Below are 20,732 nucleotides of genomic sequence, written 5' to 3' on the forward strand. Positions count from 1 at the left end.
GGGGTGGAAGTCGCCATCAGTCCGCATCATCAGCGTATCGAGATTCTGACGCGTCTGCCCAGGCTCGCCTACAGTCTGCGCTACCTGGGACCTTACTACAATGCAGTCTTTTTGCGACTCTCAGGAGTTTGCCGGAATGGCTGCCGCGCGTTGTGGACTCTTATCGACCGGCACAAACACGTCCCATTTATGTTGTGGCGCGTGCTTTACGGTCCTGGCGCAACTCACAGCAACATTCGGGCCAGACAGGCCATGGCTCTTCGGCACCCATGTCACATGCAAAGGTACCGCGCATTTTGCCACCAGAATCTTCCGGTTCGGCTCCAATACCTGCCACCGTGCTCCGTGTTTGGCATTTTCCGCTGCCATGAACTTGACTGCGGCCTCCCTGATCTCAAACAAGCCATGTATGTCACCGCGTGTTCTATCTTCGTCAAGCGTGGCAGCGAGTGCCGAAGCGATACCAGCGGCAAGAAAAAAAGAGCCGGCAAGGGCGGCGCACATGCGTTGATTCCATCGTAACGGTAGCCGCATATTTACACTCCTTGCCAAGTCTGTTTGATATCCCCCGCCATCACAAGATCAAGCCACTTCATCGCGCCTGAACACGAATTGTTGACGCTGAATGCCTTGCGTAACGAAGTCCGCATCGGGCGGGATTGTTTCCCAGAAAAAAACATGTTTAAAAATGGGGATTTTGTTGAATTTTTTCGAACGAAATATCCATCTGTTTTTCGTGAAATCGCTGTAACGGTCGCCCTTGAACTGTTTATGTACAGTTGTAAAAGGAAGCAACTTTTCCGCAATATCCGGGAAAGAATAATCCGGGTGGTTATCCTTGAATTTCTCAAAAATCGCAAATTGATCTCTGCAGATAACTTGAATGGCCGTTTCTGGCATGCGATAGCGCGGGGACCACAGGACGTTCCAGCCTGATTCGATTTCATTGATGAATTTTACCAGGCGCGGCGTCATGATATAGGCGTCCGATTCGATATGGATGATTTTATCCACGCCTAATTCATTGGCCACATTAACCGAGTGAAGAAAACTGCGCCACCAGCCCGGGTAGTCAGCCCCGCTTTGTCGTCCCAGATTGTTGTTGAAGCGAATGATAAGGTTTTTATCGCCATTTTCAGCCAGCGCAGCGCTATGGGAAACCGTATTGATGATTTCGGCAGGAGGAAGAAAAGGCGACCCATCGTCAATCATTATCTTCTTTACTGCATCGATTGGAATGTTTTCATAGTAATCGAGCCACCGTTGATACCGGCTTTCCCATGATGGTGCATCTTTTATAAAGCTGGTGCAGAATATAATGGCTTTCATTTGCTAAACACATTCCTTGTGTCTGAAAAATACAGGTTATTCATGAGGCATTAAAATTTGAACTATTTTAACAGATTGGAGGTGGTTTAATCACTGAACGGGCATGCCGGCGATGTAGCCGCAAGGAGCGCACCGCCAGCAGATTCGTGTGCATCGACAACCTTCCCGACGCCAGCCGCCTTTCGCCAGGCACCCCAGGAGAGTGTCTGCAATCCTGCCATTTTCAACGTATAAGCTATGCTGACTGCTTTCAAAAAATCCTGTGCCATCATGAAACCTGTCTACACCCTCGCCGAAGCCCTGGCACAAGACCCGGCTCGCGCGGCCAAGACCCAGGCCCTTACCCTCGACCCCAGTAAGCCGTACATGGGCCTGAAAGGCAGCCACGGCCTGTTCGCCTCCGACGAGTGGTGGGAAAGCATCAAAGCTGGCCGTCTCCAGACGCAAACGTTGACGGGCTGCATCGAACGCACGTATTTCGCGGGCCAGGATAGCCGGCGCGGCGATCAAGTCAACAGTTTCACTTTGCGCCTGGCCGATGGCTCGACAGTCGACGAGAGCATCTACACGCACCGCAAGCACGACATCAAGCTGTTCGTGCCCGGCGCCATGGTGACGATGGTGTATGCGCTGGACGAACTCAAGGCACAGCCAGCCGCTGATGGCGGTGTCAATGTGGCGCGGACCGTGCTGGAAGTGTACTGCGTCTTGCCGCCACACCAGCCATCTGCATAGAATTGATTCCGGACAAATTCCTCGCCGAAATTCGTTTGACCGTCCCCCGCGCCAGGTCTAGAGTCGTCAAAGAGACCTCAACCGACTGTATCCCCACGCCATGGCCAAGCCCTTCCCTTTGAACCCCAAGAACCCCGAACGCATCTGCTGGGGCTGCGACAAGTATTGTCCGCCGGACGCCATGCGCTGCGGAAACGGTTCCGAGCGCACGCAGCATCCGGTCGAGCTGTTTGGCGAAGGCTGGAATGACTGGGGGCTGGCGGCGGCGGATAAAGAAGAGGCGGAGAAAAAACCTTAGCGGTGACAGCGCCCCGATCCGCTACAATTTCCTATCGCACTCGCGCTGAGGAAATACCCATGCAAGAAACCCTGTCCCGCTGGCTGGCTAGCAGCGCCGGCGATTACCAACTGCTTGAACACCCGGCCGTGCACACCATCGATGAAGCGCTGATGCACGTGCCGGCCATGCCCGGCCTGATGGTGAAAAACCTGTTCGTGCGCGATGAAAAAGGGCGGCGGCATTTTCTCGTCATCGTGCCTTTCGACAAGCGCATCGACCTGGCGGCGTTGGGGCGGTTATTGCCGGCCAGTAAGCTGAGCATGGCTTCGCCCGAGCGCCTGCTGCAGCACCTGGGCATCACGCCCGGGGCCGTCAGCCTGTTTGCGCTGATCCATGACGACGCGCAGGCGGTGGAGCTGGTGCTGGATCAGGCCGTGTGGGATGCTGGCCATATACAAGCGCATCCGCTGCGCAATACGGCCACGGTGGCGCTGTCGCATGCCACCCTGGTCCGTTTCCTCGCGCATACGGGACACGTGCCCCGCATCGTGGCGGTGCCGGCAACGCCATAAGACAATCTCAATGCCCGGCCACGGGCGCGCCGCCGCTGCGCCGTCCCGGCCGGAAACCGTGCGCGCGGGCCGACCAGGCGACCACGAATGCCAGCATGAGCAAAGCCACCATGGCCCACGGGAACGCGTCTGCGCCCCAGGTTTCCAGCAGGGCGCCGCCCACCACGCCCGCGGCCGCAATCGCGCCATTCCACGCCACCACGTTCATCGACAAGGCCACGTCGGCGCCGCTGCCGGCCGTGTCGGCCAGTGCCGTCTGCAACAGCGTTGCCGCGCCGCCAAAGCTCAGGCCCCAGACGGCCATGCCGACATAAATGACGGCAGGCAAGTGCGATGCGACGCCCAGCACCAGGGCTGTGGCGGCAAAGGTCGCCAGGCTGGCCAGCACGGTGGTGCGCAAGTGGCGCTCGACCAGCTTGCCCGTGATCCAGATGCCGGCCATGGCCGCGGCGCCGAAGACGAGCAGCACCAGGTCGATGCGCGCCGTCAATCCCGCCGGCGCCACGAACGGGGCGATGTAGGTGTAGAGAATATTGTGCGCCAGCATCCAGGCGATGACGACGGCCAGCACGGGACGCACGCCCGGCGTGGTGAAGACGCGGCGCAGCGGCATGCGCTCATGCGCACGCTGGCCCGGGTAGTCCGGCACCTTGGCCAGCACCCAGGCGATCAGGATGAGTGTCAGGGCGGAAATGATCCAGAAGGCGGCGCGCCAGCCGACCAATGAACCGAGCAAGGTGCCCAGCGGCACACCCAGGGACAGGGCCACGGGCGCGCCCACCATGGCCAGCGCCAGGGCGCGGCCTTGCTGGTGGGGCGCCACCATGCGCCGCGCATAACCGGCCAGCAAGCTCCACGCCAGCCCGGCCGCCATGCCGGCAAAAAAGCGGGCTGCCAGGGTCAGCCAGTAGTGCGACGACAGGGCCGTGACGGTATTGAAGACGAGAAAGCCGATGATGGTCAGCAGCAGCACGTTGCGGCGGCGCCAGCCGCGCGTGGCGATGGTCAGCGGTATGGCCGCCAGCAGGGAACCGAGCGCGTAGGCCGTGACCATTTGTCCGGCCAGCGCGGCGCTGATGCCGAGCCCCGCGCTGATCTGCGGCAGCAAGCCGGCGGGCAAGGTTTCCGTGACGATGCAGATAAAACCGGTCATGGCCAGGGCCAGTAAACCCGAAACGGGAAGGCGGTCGGCCAGCGCGGGGCTGGCTCCGGTGGTGAGTGTGGCGTGATTCACGGCAAACATCCTTGTAAAGAGATCAGGCGCAGGAGTGCCCTGACCGTCGTGGCGGAACATATGTATCGATCGGTATAAATATAGGCGATGGCGCGCCGCGTTGTCAATGACTTCTGTATCGAGTAGTATGTAAGTAGCAAATAAGTAGACGAGAAGGAGTGATGGATGGCGCAAATGGGACGGCCGCGTACGTTCGACCGGCAGGCAGCCGTCGAGCAGGCCATGTTTTTATTCTGGCAGCAAGGGTATGAATCGACGTCCTTGAACCAGCTCAAGGCGAGCCTGGGCGGCGGCATTTCCGCGCCCAGCTTTTATGCGGCATTCGGTTCGAAGGAAGCGCTGTTCCGCGAAGCGGCGCAATGCTATCTGGACACGTATGCGCGCGTGACGGAGTGTTTATGGGATGACGGCCTGGCGCCGCGCGAAGCCATCGAGCTGGCCTTGCGCCAGTCGGCCCGCATGCAGTCCGAGCCGGGCCACCCGCCAGGCTGCATGGTGGCGCTCGGCTGCATGAGTGCGCCGACGGCCGAACACGCGGCCGTGGCAGCCCCGTTGACGGCTTCGCGCGCGCGCACGCGCGCCGGCTTCGTGCATTGCGTCGAGCGGGGCAGGGACAGCGGCGAATTGCCGGCTGATACGGATGCTGCGGCGCTGGCGGCCGTGTTCGACAGTTTTTTATCGGGCGTGGCCATCCAGGCCCGCGATGGCGTTAGCTACGCCGTTTTTGACGCTGCCATTACGCAGATCCTGCGCGTGTGGGATGCCAATCGCGTTGCAGCCTAGGCCGTCCAGCGAAACTCCAGCACGTCGTCGCCATACTTGTCCGTCTCGCCCGTCGCGGTCCAGCCCAGGTAGCGGTAGAAGCCGTAGGAGCGCGAGGCGGGGTCGCTGGAGCAGCCGAGGAACAGCCGCTGGTGGCCCTGTGCGCGCAGCTGCCCCATGATCCCTTCCAGCAAGGTCTTGCCGATGCCCAGGCCTTCGAATTCCGGCAGCAGCGCCAGGACGATGATTTCGCCCGTGTCGCGCTCGCCAAAGCAGTAGCCGACCAGCTGGCCGTCGTGATGGCAGACCTGGCCGGGCAGGCTGCCCGAGCGCATCATCTCGGCCCAGGTGTCGGCCGTGATGCCCACTTCCGCCAGGCGTTCCTTGGAAATGGCGTTTTGCCGCGTCTTGCCGCGCAAGGCGATAAAGGCCGGGGTATCTTCCGCCCTGGCGGCATGGAAAGTAATCGATGCGGGATGTGTCGTCATGTGTGCGTGAATTGTTAGATGGTAGTGAAGGATTTACTCCCAGGATTTGCGCATGGTTTGCGCATGGCTCTGCCAGTCAACGACTTTGGTATGTTCGATGGCTTGCTGGCCGGGATTGCCGCTATCGATGATTTCATCCTTGACGATGACCAGAGCGTTTTTGTCATTGAGGCGGTATTCCCGGTAGCGCTCGCAATCCTGTGCGCGCCGGGCGACGGTGATTAACTTGTCGGCCTGCCACTTATAGCTGTCTTCATAAAAGCATTGCGCCGCGCAGCCGCAATTGGCGATGCCGCCTTCGATTCTTTGCCCGGCGATGTCGATATCGAGATTCGGAATGGCCGATAAGGCTTTGTTGAAACTGTATTGTTTTGCTTGCGTATCCCACAGCCACACATCGGAACAGCGGATGCGTCCCTGGCTATCCGTATAGCCGGTCACCCACAGGTCGGCATGGCCATCGAAATTCATGTCCAGCAGCAGCGCGTGCAAATTGCCCGTGCCGCTGGTGCTGCAACTGCCAGCCATCCACTGCTTGCCGATTTTTAGCCGGTAGGTCTGTTTTTCATCGTGATTGACATAGCGGATATCGGCGGCTTGCCGCACTTTGCCTGTCGTGGCTTTGTCCAGATGCAAGGTGCCGCCATAAGCGGAGGTGGAAAGCAGGGATAAAAGCAAAGCAATCAGTTTCATGGCGTTATTCTTGGGGCACAATACCCCGATTGCATCAGGCGGAGAATGATCATAACGCAGGATTTGGGTAATGCGCCACACGGTTTCTATCGTGCATTCTGTGCGGAACAGTGCTGTGTAAAATGCCAGAAAATCCCCGCATAAGGAATTCTGATGACATCTTCGCCTGAAACTTTGAATGAAGCGGGCATCCTCGCTTATAACGACGGCAATTACGCCGAGGCGTACGCGCAATTCGACGCGGCGGCGCGCACTGGCGATCCCGCGGGACAGCATTTATTGGCCAGCCTGTATTACCAGGGCCATGGCGTGACGCAAGACTTGCCGAAAGCGGTGGAACTGTTCACGGCCGCAGCGCAGGCGGGCTTTCCGCCGTCGCTGGCCAATTTGGCACTGATGTATGCGAGCGGCGATGGCGTCGCGCAAGACATGGCGCAATCGCTGGCGTACGGACGCCAGGCGGCCGAGGCGGGCGATGGCCAGTCGCAATTCAACCTGGCGCAGGCCTATCGCAAGGGGATTGATGTGCCGCAAGACTACGCCGAGGCGGCGTTCTGGTACAAGCAGGCGGCCGAGACCGGTTCCCTGTCGGCGCAGAATGAATACGGCTTGCTGTATGCGCAAGGGCAGGGCGTCGAGCTCGATTACGTGCAGGCGTATGCATGGATCGCCATGCCGGCCGAGGCGGGCAGCGCGCAATCGATCAAGAACCGCGACCAGCTGCTGGAAATTCTCACGCCCTCACAGCAGGACGCGGCGCGCGCGCTGGCGGCCGAGTATGCGGCGCAGTACGGCGTCAATCCCCACTAGATTTCTTTGCCGGCAATTTGCTGAGCACCCCGGCCGCGTCGAGCTCATAGCTGTCGAAATCGCGCGCGAGGAACAGTTCACCCGAGTAATGCAGCCGCGCTTCCGCTTCCAGCTCGGCCATGCCTTCCGCATGGTGATAGCGGGCGCTGAAGTGGGTGAGGATCAGGTTCGGCAAGCGCACGGTTTCGGCGAACTGCGCCACGCGCTGTACGGAACTGTGCGTGGGGCCGGGGCCTACCTTCTGCAGCATCGCTTCCGTGTAGGTGGCTTCATGCACGAGCAATTGCGCATCGGCACAGGCGTCCGTCAGCAAGGACGGCGTGTCGTTGTCGCCGCCGATCACCACGGTGGCGCGCTGCGTTTCCGTCTGGCGGAAAGCGGCGGCGCGCAAGACCGTGCCATCGTCCAGGATCGCATCCTGGCCCGCCTGCAATAAACCCCAGGCGGGGCCGGGCGGCACGCCGGCCGCCTGCAGGGCGGCCTTGTCCAGTTTCCACCTGTTCGTTTCCAGCGCAAAACGATACGCGACGCTCGGCGCGCGGTGCGACAGCGCATGGCGCGAGACGGTCAAGCCCGCTTCCTGGTGAACTACTTGCGCGCTGTCCACGTCGATGTGGATCAATGGGTACGTCAAAAACAGTTCCGTGTGCAGCAGGGTCGCGTCGATCCACGCCTTGATGGCGGCCGGGGCGATCAGCAGCAAGGGCTTCTTGCGCCCCGTCATCGCGGCGCTGGCCAGCAGGCCCGGCAGGCCATAGCTGTGGTCGCCATGTACGTGGGTGATGCAGATGCCCACCAGGTCGTGCACGGACAGGGGAATGCGCTGCAAGCGGTGCTGCGTGGCTTCGCCGCAATCGATCATCCACCAGTCGCGGTTGTGCGTGGTTTGCAGGGCCAGCGAGGTGACGTTGCGGTGGCGCGTGGGCACGCCGGAAGACGTGCCGAGAAAAGTCAGTTTGAACATGCCCGCATTATGCGGCAGGCGTGCCCGCTTGCCAACGCTGCTGGCCTCAGCCTGCCAGCGGCGCGCTCAGTTTGTCCTTGTAGATGCGGCCGTTCTTCATGATCAGGAACAGGCTTTCCTCGGGATGCGCGAGGAAATCGAGGTTTTTCGTGGGATCGCCCTCGGCCACCAGCAAGTCGGCCAAGGCGCCTGCCGCCAGCCGGCCCAGGGTGCCCGGGTAGGGCGAGCGCTGGCCGGACAGGGCCAGCAATTGTCCATTCTGGCCCGTCGCCTGCGCCAGCAGGGTCAATGGATCGTAAAAGCGCGTGAGCTTGGCCAGCTGGCGGCCCTGGGTCGGCGTGTTTTTCGCGTTGAACAGGATATCCGTGCCCCAGCCCGTTTTGATGCCGTACTTTTGCGCCAGCGCATACGCCTTCACCGTGCCTTCCGAGACGATGGCCTGGCTGGCCTTGCGCGCCGCGTCGGGATACACATTCGCATCCGCGTCTTGCAGGAACGGCTGCAAGCTCCACCACGTGCCCGTGTCGCGCATCATGCGCGCGGATTCGTCGTCGGCCAGCTGGCCGTGTTCGATGCTGCGCACGCCCGCGCGGATGGCCCGCTGTATGCCTTTCGGCGTGTAGACGTGGGCCATCACATACGTGCCCCAGTCGGCGGCCGCTTCCACGCCGGCGCGCAGTTCGCGTTCCGAATACTGCGTGCTGTCGAGCGGGTCGTACATGGAGGCGACGCCGCCGCCGGCCATCATCTTGATCTGCGTCGCGCCCAGCATCAGCTGCTCGCGCACGCGGCGCAGCACTTCCGCCTCGCCGTCGGCGATCATGGCCATGCCTGCTGTTTCCGCCATGCCCAGCGGCGCATTGGCCGCGCGCGGAATATCGGAACGCAGGCGGAAGTCGCCATGGCCCGAGGTTTGCGAAATCATGGCGCCGGACGGGAAGATGCGCGGGCCGTCGACGATGCCTTCATCGATGGCGCGTTGTAAGGCAAACGCGGGGCCGCCAGGATCGCGCACGGACGTGAACCCCCGCAGCAGGGTGCGCCGCGCTTCCTGCGCCGCCACCAGATATAAATAGCCGACGTCGGACGTCATGGCCGTCACCTGGTTGATGGCGGCGAGCATGGTGTGCCAGTGGGCGTCGATCAGGCCCGGCATGACCAGCTTGCCCTGGCAATCGATCACTTGCGCACCCTCGACTTTCTCGCCGGCCGGCAGCAGGGCCGTGATGACCGGCCCCGTCACCAGCACGTGGATACCGGAACGGGGCGCCTTGCCCGTGCCGTCGAACAGGCGCAGATTGGTCAGCAATAGGGGGCGTTCGGCTGCTTGCGGCTGCTGGGCAATGGCATTGCTGGTGGACAAACCGATGAAGGGCGCCAGCATGGCGGCCGTGCCGCCGAGAAATTGCCGGCGCCGCATGTCCGCCATCACCCGCTGGTGCAGGATGGTGAAGACGGTGCCGCCGCAGTCGCAGGCGCGCGGCTTCAAGCCGCCCGTCTGCCAGGTGTCCGCCAGATGCTGTTCTTGTGCCAGGGCCATCGCGCCATCCTTTCATCGCTGCCGCGCCAGAAGCGTGGCAGCAGGCAAGTTAATGATTAGAAACTATTGCCATTGAAAGCCGCCAGCGGGGGCAAGTCAAGCGTGCACTTGCTTTACGGCAAAGAATGTAGCATCGGCTGTTCACGGTGCATGCTGGCCGCTATTTTCCCCTTCGCCCGCCGTGTAGTCGACAAAACCGTCGCGGCGGCAAAAGCTGGCCAGCTGCATGCCGGCCTGGCGCGCGATGCGAATCGCCAGCGAGGTGGGCGCCGAGATGGTGGCGACGAGCCCGATATGCATGCGCGCCGACTTGCGCACCAGTTCATAGCTGGCGCGGCTGGACAGGAAGACGAAGCCGTCGTGCATGGCGATGCGGTGCAGCGCCAGGTAGCCGATCAATTTGTCGAGGCCGTTATGCCGGCCCACGTCCTCGAACACTTTCACGATGGCGCCCTCGGCCGTGCACCAGGCGGCCGCATGCACGCCGCCCGTCTTGTGCATCAGCTCCTGGTACGGCAGCAGTTCGCGCGCGGCCCGGCCGAGGATGGCGCTGCTGGCCACCAGCGGCGGCAGGGGCCGCGTGATCTTTTCCGGCACCAGGTCCAGCAGGGCCAGGCTTTCGATGCCGCACACGCCGCAGCCCGTGCGTCCCGTCAGCGCGCGGCGGCGGGCCTTGAGCTTGATCAAATCGGGCTGCGCGATGGTCAGCCGCACTTCCGCGCTGTCTTCGCCGCAACACACGTCGAGGTCGTAGATGTCGCGCACGCTGCCGACGATGCCCTCCGTCAAGGTGAAACCGACGGCGAATTCCTCGAGGTCGCGCGGCGTGGCCATCATCACGGCGTGGGCGATGCCGTTGTAGACGAGGGCCACGGGATACTCCTCGGCCACCATGTCGTGGCCCGCCGTGGCCACGCCCCCCTGGTGGCGCACCATGGGCACTTCCAGAAATCCATCGCGTTCGATGGTGGTGATGTCGCATTCCATGCTGTGTGTCCTCCGGTTAATCGATCTGATAGCGCGGGCAGGGCCGTATCGAGGGCGGCAGCGGGTCGCCGTTCAATTCCAGCAGCGAGCGTTCCGTTTCGCGCGTCATGGCGTTGAGGGCCAGGCAATTGGGCGCCAGGCCGAACGGTTCGGCGATCTGCTGCGCGATGGCTTCCAGCGCAAACAGGGTATAGGCGACGAAGACGGAAATGAGGGGCGTGGCCACGCCGATGGCGTCCACCAGGCCCAGCGGCAGTAAAAAACAGTACATGTAGACGGTGCGGTGCACCAGCACGCCGTATGGATACGGGATCGGCGTGTTCTTGATGCGCTCGCAGCCGGCCACGGTGGCGGCCAGGTCGTTGAGCTGCGTGTCGAGCATCCACAGCAACTGCGTCTGGCCCGGCTGGCGCTGCACGGCCTCGTACAGCATGGCGCGCACCGTGTGCAGCACGGCGACGGGCTTGAAGTTGACGCCCTGCAAGCGCTGCATGTCGTCGGCCGGCAGGTAGCGCGCCAGGTCTTGCTGCGGGTCCGTCTGGCGCAGCTGGTGCTTGAGCGCGTAGACGAAGGCGATCAGGCGGCGCAGCAGCAACTGGTGGTCCAGGCCGCTCGTTTCCTGCGGCAGATACGTGAGCGCCTGCGAAGCGAGGGCCCGCGCGGCGATCAGCAATTGCCCCCAGATATGCCGCGCCTCGACGAAGCGCGCATAGCTGGCGTTGTTGCGAAAGCCGAGGAAGATCGCCAGGCTGATGCCGACCATGGGGAACGGCGCCGTATCGAGCGGAATCTTGACGCCGAAGATGCGGCCATCCGTCAGCAAGGCCAGCGAACTGACGACCAGCATCAGCAGCAGTTGCGGGATGATGGCTTGCAGCACCGAGCCGTTCCAGACGAACAGCATGCGGAACCAGTTGGTGGTAGGCCGAATGATCATATTGGATGCCGCTCAATGCTTGCGGGGCACGACTTTGCCCTCGAAGACGTAGTATTGGAACAGGTTGTAGCCGATCATGATTGGCAGCATGGAACCCATGCCGATCAGCATGAAGATCAACGTCGGCTCATCGGACGCGGCCGCTGCAATGCTCAGCTTGCCCGGCACGAGGTCCGGGAAGAAGCTGATGGCCAGGCCCGCGAACGAGGCCAGGAACAGCACGATGGCGCCGCGGAAGGGGCCGCGCACGCCATTCACGTGCACGGCCCACAGGATGTAGATGAAGGCGCTGGCGGCGATGGCAGCCAGGGCCAGCAGCACGCCGAACACGCCCGGCTGCGCCCAGCGGTCGTGGCCGATGGCGCTGAAGACCATGGTGCCGGCCGACAGCACGATGGCGGCCGCGACCGTCGCCAGCACGCTGGCCGTGGCGTAGCGGCGCGCCGCCGCTTCCAGCTGGCCGCCCGTCTTCTTGATCAGGTAAGTGCTGCCCAGCAGGCAATAGCCGGCCACCACGCCCAGCGCCGTGCACGCCGTGAAGACCGCACTCAGCGGGCCCGGCTGCAAGCCCGTGATGACCTCGCCCAGCACCACCCCCTGCGCCACGGCGGCCAGCAGGCTGCCCACGCCGAAGACCAGGTCCCACAGGCGCTTGTTGCCGGCCGCATGGCGGAACTCGATCGACGCGCCGCGCATGATCAGGCTGGCGATCAGCAGCATGATGGGAATGTACAGCCCTTCCAGCAGGGTGGCGTAGGCGCTGGGAAAGGCGCCGAACAGGGCGCCGCCCACCACCACGAGCCAGGTTTCATTGGCGTCCCACACGTGCTCGATCGACTGGAAGATCAGGTTGCGTTCCTGCTCGCGGCGCGTGAACAGGCTGAGGATGCCCACGCCCAGGTCGAAGCCGTCCGTGACCACGTAAAACACCAGCATCAGGCCGATCAGGCCGAACCAGGCGTTGCCCAGCATGGCATGCGAATTGATATCCATTACAAACTCCTTGATTGATGGGGGCGCATCTCAATACCCCGTGGCATGTGCGGCGTCCGGCAGGGGCAGCGCCAGATCCGGGCCTTGTTGCAGCCATTTCTTGGCGAACACGAAGAACGTGAGGAACAGCACGATGTAAAACACGCAGAACATCAGCATGCTGCCGGCCACGGCATGGGCCGCCACGTCGGAAACGGCGTCGCGCGTGCGCAGCAAGCCGTACACGACCCACGGCTGGCGTCCCACCTCGCGCACGATCCAGCCGCACTCGACGGCGATGTAGGGCAGCGGTATCGTCAGCACCCAGGCCAGCAGCAGCTTGCGGTTGCGCACGAATTCCTGCACCCGGCCGCCCACCTTGCGCCAGGCCACGAAGGTCCAGAACGCCAGCAGCACGAACCACATGCCGATGCCGGCCATGGCACGGAACGCGTAGTACAGCAGCGGCAGCATGGGCGGCTGGTCTGCGCGGGCGATGTCGGCCAGGCCCGTGATCTTGCCCGTGGCGCTATGCGTGGCGATCACGCTGAGCATGCCGGGCACTTCTAGCGACCAGTCGTTCTTCTGTTCGGCCTGGTTGGGCCAGGCCAGCAGGGACCAGGCCGCGCCTTCGCCATCGCGGTTCGTGTGCCAGTGGCCTTCGATGGCCGCGCCCTTGGCGGGCTGGGTCTTGAAGACATCGACGCCGCTCGAGTCGCCCAGCCACACTTGCAACGGTGCGATGACCAGCAGCAGCATCAGCGCCAGCTTGAACGAGCGGGCGAAGAAGGCCGGTTCGCGGCGCTTGAACATATACCAGGCGGAAATGCCGGCGATGACGATCAAGCCCGTTTCCACGGCGGCCACCCACATGTGGCCCACGGCCCAGGCCATGTCGGGATTGAAGATGGCGGCCACATAATCGGTGACGACGATCTTGCCGTCGACCACGCGCACGCCGGCCGGTGTCTGCATCCAGGAATTGGCGACCATGATCCAGAACGAGGAAATGCTGGAGCCGAGCGCCACCATGCCGGTGGCAAACAGGTGCACGCCCTTCGGTACGCGGCCCCAGCCGAACATCATGACGCCGATGAAGCCCGCTTCCAGCATGAAGGCCATGGCACCCTCGAAGCCGAGGATGTTGCCGATGAACTGGCCCGAATGGTGCGAGAACGGCGCCCAGTTGGTGCCGAACTGGAATTCCAGGGGAATCCCGCTGACGACGCCGACGGCAAAGTTCAGCACCAGCAGCTTGCTCCAGAAGCGCGCGTGGCGGTAGTAGACGGGGTCGCTGGTGCGCAGCCACAGCGCCTCGACGACGAACAGGAACAGCGACAGGCTGATCGTCAAGATGGGCCACAGGATGTGGAAGATGGCCGTCATCGCAAATTGCGCGCGCGACAGGTCCAGGGTATCGAAACCGAACATGGCGTTCTCCTGTTCAGCTGGCGGCGGCCGAAGGCGCCAGCAGCACGGGGATGGATTTGAAGGTCGGCGTGCGCGAACCTTCGCCCACGCTGTCGAGCGGCACCAGCGGATTGGTTTCCGGGTAGTAGGCGCCGATGCAGCCGCGCGGAATGTCGTACTCGACCAGCAGGAAGCGGTCGGCGCGGCGTTCGATGCCGTCATGCCACACGCCGATCAGGTCGACCCAGTCGCCGGCCGCAAAGCCCAGCATGGCCAGATCGTCCTTGTTGATGAAGACGACGCGGCGCTGGCCGAACACGCCGCGGTAGCGGTCGTCCATGGCGTAGATCGTCGTGTTGTACTGGTCGTGCGAACGCGTCGTCATCAGCACCATCAGGCGCTCGCCGTATTGCTGGCGCGCGCGATGGATCGGCGTGTCGAGCTCGACGGCGTTGACGAGGAATTGCGCCTTGCCGCTTGCCGTCTTCCATACCCGTTCGCGCGAGGCGATTTTCAGGTGGAAACCGCCCGGCTTGGCTATGCGCAAGTTGTAGTCGAAAAAGTCATCGAATACTTGCTCGATGGAGTCGCGCAGCAGCGCATAGTTGCCGGAATAGCGCAGCCAGTCGATTTTCTCGCTGCCCACGGTCGCCTGCGCCATGCCGGCCACGATGGCGATTTCCGAGCGCAGATTGGGCGAGGCGGGCTGGTTCATGCCGAACGAGATGTGCACCATGCTCATCGAGTCTTCCACCGTCACGCCTTGCGCCACGCCGCCCTGCACGTCGATTTCCGTGCGGCCCAGGGTGGGTAAAATCAGCGCATCCTTGCCGTGCACGAGGTGGCTGCGGTTGAGCTTGGTGGCGATATGCACCGTCAGGTCGCACGAGCGCAGCGCGTCCCAGGTGCGCGGCGTGTCCGGCGTGGCCATCGAGAAATTGCCACCGAGCGCGACAAACACTTTGACCTTTTTTTTCAGCATGGCCTCGATCGTGCCGACGGCATCGTAGCCGTGGTGGCGCGGCGGCTCGAAGTTGAAGACCAGGCCCAGGCGGTCGAGGAATTCCTTGGTCGGCTGTTCCTCGATGCCCATGGTGCGGTCGCCCTGCACGTTCGAGTGGCCGCGCACGGGGCACAGGCCCGCGCCGCGCTTGCCGATATTGCCGCGCATCATCATCAAGTTCGACAGGATCTGCACGGTGGCCAGCGAATTCTTGTGCTGCGTCACGCCCATGCCCCAGGTGGCGATGACGGCCTTGCCCTTCACATAGATCTGCGTGAGTTCCTCGATCTTGTCGCGTGCGACGCCCGATTCGGCGATCAGCAAGTCCCAGCTTTCCGCGCGCAGGTCGGCGGCGAAGGCGTCGAAGCCGCTCGTGTGTTCGGCGATAAAGGCGCAGTCGAGCACGCGCTCCTGGCCGTGGGCGATGGCGTCATCATCGAGCTCGACGACGCGCTTGGCCATGGCCTTGATCAGCGCGAAGTCGCCGCCCAGCGTGGGGCAGATGAACAGCGAACAGATGTTCGTGCTGCCGCCCGTCAGCATTTCCAGCGGATGCTGGGGGCTGGTGAAGCGTTCCAGGCCCCGTTCGTGCAGCGGATTGATGGAAACGATGGTGGCGCCGCGGCGCGACGCTTCGCGCAATTCGCCCAGCATGCGTGGGTGATTGGTGGCCGGGTTCTGGCCGAACAGCAGCAGGGTGTCAGCATGCTCGAAGTCGTCCAGCAGCACGGTGCCCTTGCCGATGCCCACCGTTTCCGGCAAGCCACGGCTCGTCGCTTCGTGGCACAGGTTGGAACAGTCGGGGAAGTTGTTGGTGCCATAGGCACGCACGAACAGTTGATAGAGAAACGCCGCCTCGTTGCTGGCGCGGCCCGACGTGTAGAAGGCGGCCTGGTTCGGGTCGTCCAGCGCGTGCAAATGGTGCGCCACGAGGGCGAACGCGTCGTCCCAGGCTATCGCCTGGTATTTGTCGCTGGCCGCGTCGTACACCATGGGGTCCGTCAAGCGGCCATGTTGTTCCAGATCATAGTCCGACTGCTCCATCAATTCCGTGACCGTGTGCTCCTGGAAAAACTCGGGGCGCACGCGCTTGCTCGTCGATTCGGCGGCCACGGCCTTGACGCCGTTTTCGCAGAATTCGAACGTCGACGCGTGTTCGCGGTCGGGCCAGGCGCAGCCGGGACAGTCGAAGCCGTCGGGCTGGTTTTGCTCGAACAGCGAACGGTAATTGCCTGCGCTGACTTTTTCCTTGAACAGGTTGATGGCCACGTACTTGAGTGCTCCCCAACCGGCCGCGGCATGGGTGTAGGGCGCGATGCGCGCGTCGGACTTTGGCTTGCTCATGATGACTCTCCTGGTGATATGCGATGGGACAATCACATGGTAGGGTCGGCGGACCGTCCCGTAGGCGCACAGTTCCGGACAAAAAAACAGAGTACAGATGGCAAGAAGACGATGCCGGTCGCGCCGGCGCCGGCGCTGATTTATGATGTGGACAAGGAGAAAAAACATGCATAAGGAAGACAAGGAAGACGGAGTCGACGCGGCACTGATAGCGCTGCTGGCGCTGCTGTGGGAGGCGCGGCAGGAGGCGCCCGAGAAACCGTGGTCGCTGGCCAAGCTGGCCAAGCGGGCAGGGGTACAGATGAGCACCTTGCTGCGCCAGCTCAATGCGCTGTCCAGCGCGCAATTGGTGAGCGTGACGACGGCGGAGAGCGGCGGCGGCAGTGCATCCTTGAGCGCGGCGGGCGCCGAGCTGTGCGCCAGCATGTTCGCGCCGCCGCCGGCACAGTAAAGCCGCATCTGTACTCTATCGGCTGGTGCCGGACTGTACCTCCTTGCGACCTGCCTTCGGGCTTATGCTGGACCCTGACGAATGCACATCAAGGGGGAAGCACAATGAATACCATCCTGTATCCGCAGCCGGCGCTCCGGCAGCCAGACCATATCGCGCCCTGCGTGGACATGCTGGGCCGCCCCCTGACGGACTTGCGCATTTCCGTCATCGACCAGTGCAACTTCCGCTGCACGTATTGCATGCCGGCCGAGCTGTACCCCAGCGATTACCCGTTTCTGCCATCGAGCGAGCGCCTGTCTTTCGAGCAGATCGAAACGATGGCACGCGCCTTCGTGCGCCTGGGCGTCGATAAAATCCGCATCACGGGCGGCGAACCGCTGCTGCGCAAGAACCTGGAACAGCTGATCGAGCGCCTGGCGCGGCTCACCACGCCGGACGGGCGCGCCGTGAGCATCGCGCTGACAACGAATGGCAGCTTGCTGGCGGCCAAGGCGCGCTCGCTGAAAGAGGCGGGCCTGGACCGGGTCACCGTCAGCCTCGACAGCCTGGATAACGGCATCTTCCAGCGCATGAATGGCGTCGACTTTCCCGTCGAGAAAGTGCTGCACGGGATTGAGGTGGCGCAAGCCGTGGGCTTGCATCCCGTGAAGGTCAACATGGTCGTGCAAAAAGGCGTCAACGATAGCCAGATCGTGCCGCTGGCGCGCCATTTCCGCCACACGGGCGTGATCCTGCGCCTGATCGAATTCATGGACGTGGGCGGCATCGGCGCCTGGTCGCGCACGCACGTCGTCACGTCGGACGCGGCGCGCGCGCTGATCGCGGCAGAATTTCCCCTCGTGTCGCTGGGCGAAGGCAAGCCGATCTTGCACGAGACGGCCAGCCGCTACAGTTATCTCGATGGCGGCGGCGAAGTGGGTTTCATTTCCAGCGTGTCGCAGCCGTTCTGCGGCGACTGCAGCCGCGTGCGCGTCTCGTCCGATGGCAAGCTGTTTACTTGTTTGTTCGCCCAGGACGGCCTCGACCTGCGGCCCCAGCTGGATTCCGAGCCAGGTCTGGAAGCCCAGCTGCGCCAGCACTGGCAACGCCGTGGCGACCGCTACTCGGAAGTGCGCGGCGCGCTGGCCCAGGTGGGTGGGCGCAAGCAATATCCCACCGTGCGCATGTCGCTGGTGGGCGGGTGAATGGTCTACAGGAATTCGGTGATAAGTTTACCGAGCAGGATGATCGCCTGTTCCACGTCCGCGTTCCACGGATAGCTGTAGTTGAGGCGGATGCAGTGCTTGTAGGCCTGGCTGACGGAAAACATGCGCCCCGGCCCCACCGTGATCTTGCATTCCAGCGCGCGCCGGTACAGTTGCATGGAGTCTATGTCACCCGGCAACTCCACCCACAGCACGTAGCCGCCCTGCGGTTGCGAGACTTTGGTGCCGGCGGGAAAGAAGCGCAGCACGGCGGCCGCCATGATGCGCGCCTGCTGGGCGTAGGCCTTGCGGGTGCGGCGCAGATGCTGTTCGTAGCCGTCGTTCTGCAGGTACTCGGCGATGGCCAGTTGCGGGAACGACGAGGTGGTCAGCGTGTTGAGGAATTTGAGTTCCTCCACCTTGCCCCGGTAGCGTCCGGCCAGGGCCCAGCCCACGCGCTGCGCGGCGCTGAGGCTCTTGGAAAACGAGGAACAGTGCAGCACCAGGCCCTTGCGGTCGCAGGACTTGAGCGAGGACGGGTGGGCGTCGCCGTAATACAGTTCGTTGTAGACGCCGTTTTCGATGGCGGGCACGTCGTGCTGCTCCAGCAGCTGATACAGGGCCCGCTTGCGCTGGTCCGACATCTGGAAGCCCAGCGGATTCTGGAAGTTCGGCATCACCATGACGGCGGCGATGGGCTGGCGCGCCATGATGTCGGCCAGCGCTTCGATGCTGATGCCGTCGTACGGATCGGTGGACACTTCCACCACCTTCATGCCCAGCCGTTCGACGGCCAGCAGCATGGCATAGAAGGTGGGCGATTCGACGGCGATGGTGTCGCCCGGCCTGGCCACCGCTTGCAGGCACAGGTTGATCGCTTCCGTGGCGCCCACGGTGACGATGATTTCGTCGGGATCGACGGCCAGGCCGTTCTCCAGGTAGCGGCGGGCGATTTCGCGTATCAGTTGCGGGTTGCCCGGCGGCAGGTCGTCCGTCACGCTCCAGTCGCGATTGCGGCGCGCCACGGCGCTCGCGTACTGGTTGATGCGTTCCCACGGAAACAGCGCGGGATCGGGGTAGGGCGAGCCCAGCGGGATGGCGTCGTGCAAGCCGATCGAGCGCAGGGTCGACAGCACCAGGCGGCTGACGTGCACTTCGGCCGGCACGGTGCTCGGCTGGGAGGCCTGCATGCACAGGTCGGCCGGCTGCGCATCGCCGGCGCGGGGCCGCACGAAGTAGCCGGACTGGGGGCGGCTTTCGATCACGCCCATGCCTTCCAGCTTGACATAGGCGCGCAGCACCGTGGTGATGCTCAGCTTGTGCTGCTGGCTGGTCTGACGTACGGACGGGATGCGTTCCCCGGGCAAGAGCACGCCCTGGGCCACCAGTTGCTCGATGTCGCCGACGAGCTTTTCATACAATTTCATTGGTATCCATTCTTGATTCTTGCTCTACGTCATTGCATTATCGTCCAATTCATGACGACCTATAGTTACAAATATCGCATGTTGCCTAAATGAAACTGCCATCCGGCACTTCTGGTTTAATATCCATAGAGAAAACTAAAAAAGGAACATCTGTCATGGCAATTCCACAAAGCATGCTGTCTGTCGTCGCGCGCGACGAAGTGCATTTGCAGTTCAATGTGAAGGCCGGCGTCGAACCGGAGCAGCTGTTCAGGGTGCTGGGCAAGCTGTGGGAATCCGAAGTCACGGGCATCCTCGACCCCACCCTGAACCGCCACCATCAGTTGACGGGCGGCACGGCCAACGTCGTGCTGGGATTCAAGCCCGAGCTGTGGCGCGCGGCCTGCCCCGGCTGCGTGCCGGACAACATGGCATCGTTCGCGCACGACCTCGTGGGCGCCAACGGCAAGACGGCGCCCGCCAGCCAGCACGATTTCTGGGTCTGGATCACGCAGTCGAACGCGGCCACCCTGTACGACAGCATGCGCACGACGCTCACCTTGCTGAGCCCCTTTGCCGAATTGGCCAGCGAGCAGGTGTGTTTTCCGTATCACAATAACGTGACCTTCGACGGCTTTGCCGACGGCGTCGCCAACCCGAATCCGTTTCGCGCGAATGGCGTGGCCATCATTCCCGATGGCGAGGCGGGCGCGGGCGGCTCCACCGTGCTGCTGCAGAAATGGCGCATGGACGTGGAGCGCCTGCGCGCCTTGCCCGTGCACGCGGCGGAGCAGGTGTGGGGCCGCACCAAGGCCGGCAGCCATGAATTGTCGCCGTTGCCCGTCGATTCCCACGTGGGCCGCAACCAGTTCATCCGCGATGGCGAGGAAGTCGATATCGTGCGCCGCAATGCCAATTACGCCAATGCGACCGAGGCGGGCGTCATGTTTGTCGGTTTCTGCAAGGACATCACGGTGACCATGGGCATGCTGCGGCAAATGTACGGCGTAGGCTATGATGGCGTCACTCAGACGGACCGGCTGCTGGATTTTTCCACGGCGCTGTCGTCGGCGATCTATTTCGTGCCCAGCATCGACGCCTTGCTGGCCGTGGGTATTTCGCCGGCGGATCCCGGCTAAGGGCCGCCCCGGCGGTCCCCGGTCCCTATTTTTTACTTTACCAGGAGTTTTCCATGCGTATTCGTCCCGCCACACTGTTGTCCACCTTGATACTGGGCAGCGTCGTCTTCAGCGCTTCCGCTTCCGCCGTCGGCCTGGGTTTCCTGGCCGATACGCCGATGGCTTACCTGAACAAGAACGACAAGCCCGTCTTCGTGAAAGCCGTCACCGACGTGCTCAACGACAAGAAGGATGGCGAAACCGTGCAATGGAGCAATGAAGGCTTGCGCAATTCCGTGCGCATCGCCGCCGACATCACGGCCAGCGACACGGAAAAGACGGATGCGCAAACGTGCCGCAAGGTGCAGGTGGGCTTGAACGCCAAGGGCCAGGAACAGACCCTGAAGCTGAAAGTCTGCAAGGCCGGCACGGCCGCGTGGAAAGTGGCGAAGAGCTGATCGTCCGTGCTTTCCCTTGCCGGTCCTGCGCCGGCAAGGTGACGACTTTCTC

Annotated in this window: 22 protein-coding genes; 9 read left to right on the forward strand and 13 right to left on the reverse strand. The window is 62.8% G+C overall.

Annotation, left to right across the window (positions count from 1 at the left end; genetic code table 11):
- Positions 1–120: 120 nt before the first annotated feature.
- Together ACQ4WQ_RS23890 and ACQ4WQ_RS23895 are read right to left on the reverse strand one after the other, a co-directional pair.
- The gene (locus ACQ4WQ_RS23890) at positions 121–504 is read right to left on the reverse strand and encodes a hypothetical protein (RefSeq protein ID WP_436500503.1); all 384 of its coding nucleotides are present in this window, start codon (positions 502–504) and stop codon (positions 121–123) included.
- Positions 505–582: 78 nt separating this feature from the next.
- Positions 583–1,329, reverse strand: coding sequence for a hypothetical protein (locus ACQ4WQ_RS23895; RefSeq protein ID WP_436500505.1), 747 nt, complete (start codon positions 1,327–1,329; stop codon positions 583–585).
- 270 nt (positions 1,330–1,599) lie between these two features.
- On the opposite strand from ACQ4WQ_RS23895, the gene ACQ4WQ_RS23900 reads away from it, so the two are divergent.
- The 3 genes from ACQ4WQ_RS23900 to ACQ4WQ_RS23910 all read left to right on the forward strand — a co-directional run bounded on the left by ACQ4WQ_RS23900 (position 1,600) and on the right by ACQ4WQ_RS23910 (position 2,916).
- A complete protein-coding gene (locus ACQ4WQ_RS23900) occupies positions 1,600–2,064 on the forward strand; it encodes an immunity protein RhsI2 family protein (RefSeq protein WP_436500507.1) in 465 nt (154 codons plus the stop codon).
- A gap of 100 nt (positions 2,065–2,164) precedes the next feature.
- Positions 2,165–2,362, forward strand: coding sequence for a DUF3079 domain-containing protein (locus ACQ4WQ_RS23905; RefSeq protein WP_230517605.1), 198 nt, complete (start codon positions 2,165–2,167; stop codon positions 2,360–2,362).
- 59 nt (positions 2,363–2,421) lie between these two features.
- Positions 2,422–2,916, forward strand: coding sequence for a prolyl-tRNA synthetase associated domain-containing protein (locus tag ACQ4WQ_RS23910; RefSeq protein ID WP_436500509.1), 495 nt, complete (start codon positions 2,422–2,424; stop codon positions 2,914–2,916).
- Between the two features lie 7 nt (positions 2,917–2,923).
- Here the strand turns inward: ACQ4WQ_RS23910 and ACQ4WQ_RS23915 are convergent, their stop codons facing one another.
- Positions 2,924–4,069: an MFS transporter gene (locus ACQ4WQ_RS23915; protein ID WP_436500761.1), complete on the reverse strand. Its 1,146-nt coding sequence runs from the start codon at positions 4,067–4,069 to the stop codon at positions 2,924–2,926.
- A gap of 255 nt (positions 4,070–4,324) precedes the next feature.
- Between ACQ4WQ_RS23915 and ACQ4WQ_RS23920 the strand changes: the two genes are divergently transcribed.
- On the forward strand, positions 4,325–4,933 hold the full coding sequence (locus tag ACQ4WQ_RS23920; RefSeq protein WP_436500511.1) for a TetR/AcrR family transcriptional regulator: 609 nt from the start codon (positions 4,325–4,327) through the stop codon (positions 4,931–4,933).
- Here ACQ4WQ_RS23920 and ACQ4WQ_RS23925 read toward each other — a convergent pair.
- Positions 4,930–5,400, reverse strand: a complete 471-nt coding sequence (locus ACQ4WQ_RS23925) for a GNAT family N-acetyltransferase (RefSeq protein ID WP_436500513.1) — start codon at positions 5,398–5,400, stop codon at positions 4,930–4,932. The two genes, ACQ4WQ_RS23920 and ACQ4WQ_RS23925, sit on opposite strands and share 4 nt — an antisense overlap.
- Positions 5,401–5,433: 33 nt before the next feature.
- Positions 5,434–6,174 (reverse strand): XAC2610-related protein, encoded by a 741-nt coding sequence (locus tag ACQ4WQ_RS23930; RefSeq protein WP_436500515.1) that lies wholly within the window; start codon positions 6,172–6,174, stop codon positions 5,434–5,436.
- A 72-nt stretch (positions 6,175–6,246) separates the two neighbouring features.
- Here ACQ4WQ_RS23930 and ACQ4WQ_RS23935 point away from each other — a divergent pair, with 72 nt between their 5' ends.
- The gene (locus ACQ4WQ_RS23935; protein ID WP_436500517.1) at positions 6,247–6,903 is read left to right on the forward strand and encodes a tetratricopeptide repeat protein; all 657 of its coding nucleotides are present in this window, start codon (positions 6,247–6,249) and stop codon (positions 6,901–6,903) included.
- Here ACQ4WQ_RS23935 and ACQ4WQ_RS23940 read toward each other — a convergent pair.
- From ACQ4WQ_RS23940 to ACQ4WQ_RS23970, 7 genes are all read right to left on the reverse strand, one after another.
- The gene (locus ACQ4WQ_RS23940; RefSeq protein ID WP_436500519.1) at positions 6,890–7,867 is read right to left on the reverse strand and encodes a ribonuclease Z; all 978 of its coding nucleotides are present in this window, start codon (positions 7,865–7,867) and stop codon (positions 6,890–6,892) included. The two genes, ACQ4WQ_RS23935 and ACQ4WQ_RS23940, sit on opposite strands and share 14 nt — an antisense overlap.
- A gap of 46 nt (positions 7,868–7,913) precedes the next feature.
- Positions 7,914–9,407, reverse strand: coding sequence for a metal-dependent hydrolase family protein (locus ACQ4WQ_RS23945; RefSeq protein ID WP_436500521.1), 1,494 nt, complete (start codon positions 9,405–9,407; stop codon positions 7,914–7,916).
- A gap of 141 nt (positions 9,408–9,548) precedes the next feature.
- Positions 9,549–10,394 (reverse strand): formate dehydrogenase accessory sulfurtransferase FdhD, encoded by an 846-nt coding sequence (fdhD, locus tag ACQ4WQ_RS23950; RefSeq protein WP_436500523.1) that lies wholly within the window; start codon positions 10,392–10,394, stop codon positions 9,549–9,551.
- A 16-nt stretch (positions 10,395–10,410) separates the two neighbouring features.
- Complete coding sequence (locus ACQ4WQ_RS23955; protein WP_436500525.1) at positions 10,411–11,331, reverse strand: bestrophin family protein; 921 nt, start codon at positions 11,329–11,331, stop codon at positions 10,411–10,413.
- Between the two features lie 12 nt (positions 11,332–11,343).
- Positions 11,344–12,324, reverse strand: coding sequence for a cytochrome d ubiquinol oxidase subunit II (locus ACQ4WQ_RS23960; RefSeq protein ID WP_326458372.1), 981 nt, complete (start codon positions 12,322–12,324; stop codon positions 11,344–11,346).
- 30 nt (positions 12,325–12,354) lie between these two features.
- Positions 12,355–13,734 carry a cytochrome ubiquinol oxidase subunit I gene (locus ACQ4WQ_RS23965; protein WP_326458371.1) on the reverse strand — a complete coding sequence of 460 codons (1,380 nt, stop codon included), beginning with the start codon at positions 13,732–13,734 and terminating at the stop codon, positions 12,355–12,357.
- Positions 13,735–13,747: 13 nt separating this feature from the next.
- Positions 13,748–16,060, reverse strand: a complete 2,313-nt coding sequence (locus ACQ4WQ_RS23970) for an FdhF/YdeP family oxidoreductase (RefSeq protein WP_436500528.1) — start codon at positions 16,058–16,060, stop codon at positions 13,748–13,750.
- Positions 16,061–16,226: 166 nt separating this feature from the next.
- Between ACQ4WQ_RS23970 and ACQ4WQ_RS23975 the strand changes: the two genes are divergently transcribed.
- The gene (locus ACQ4WQ_RS23975; RefSeq protein ID WP_436500530.1) at positions 16,227–16,511 is read left to right on the forward strand and encodes an ArsR family transcriptional regulator; all 285 of its coding nucleotides are present in this window, start codon (positions 16,227–16,229) and stop codon (positions 16,509–16,511) included.
- 104 nt (positions 16,512–16,615) lie between these two features.
- Positions 16,616–17,698, forward strand: coding sequence for a GTP 3',8-cyclase MoaA (gene moaA, locus ACQ4WQ_RS23980; RefSeq protein WP_436500532.1), 1,083 nt, complete (start codon positions 16,616–16,618; stop codon positions 17,696–17,698).
- 5 nt (positions 17,699–17,703) lie between these two features.
- On the opposite strand, the gene ACQ4WQ_RS23985 is transcribed toward moaA, so the two are convergent.
- The gene (locus ACQ4WQ_RS23985) at positions 17,704–19,125 is read right to left on the reverse strand and encodes an aminotransferase-like domain-containing protein (protein ID WP_436500534.1); all 1,422 of its coding nucleotides are present in this window, start codon (positions 19,123–19,125) and stop codon (positions 17,704–17,706) included.
- Positions 19,126–19,280: 155 nt separating this feature from the next.
- Here ACQ4WQ_RS23985 and ACQ4WQ_RS23990 point away from each other — a divergent pair, with 155 nt between their 5' ends.
- Together ACQ4WQ_RS23990 and ACQ4WQ_RS23995 are read left to right on the forward strand one after the other, a co-directional pair.
- On the forward strand, positions 19,281–20,243 hold the full coding sequence (locus tag ACQ4WQ_RS23990) for a Dyp-type peroxidase (RefSeq protein WP_436500536.1): 963 nt from the start codon (positions 19,281–19,283) through the stop codon (positions 20,241–20,243).
- A gap of 53 nt (positions 20,244–20,296) precedes the next feature.
- On the forward strand, positions 20,297–20,680 hold the full coding sequence (locus tag ACQ4WQ_RS23995) for a hypothetical protein (RefSeq protein WP_326458365.1): 384 nt from the start codon (positions 20,297–20,299) through the stop codon (positions 20,678–20,680).
- The last annotated feature ends 52 nt before the right edge of the window (positions 20,681–20,732 follow it).

Origin of the sequence: Janthinobacterium goodfellowi (genome assembly GCF_051380695.1) — a bacterium.
Classification (GTDB): domain Bacteria; phylum Pseudomonadota; class Gammaproteobacteria; order Burkholderiales; family Burkholderiaceae_D; genus Janthinobacterium.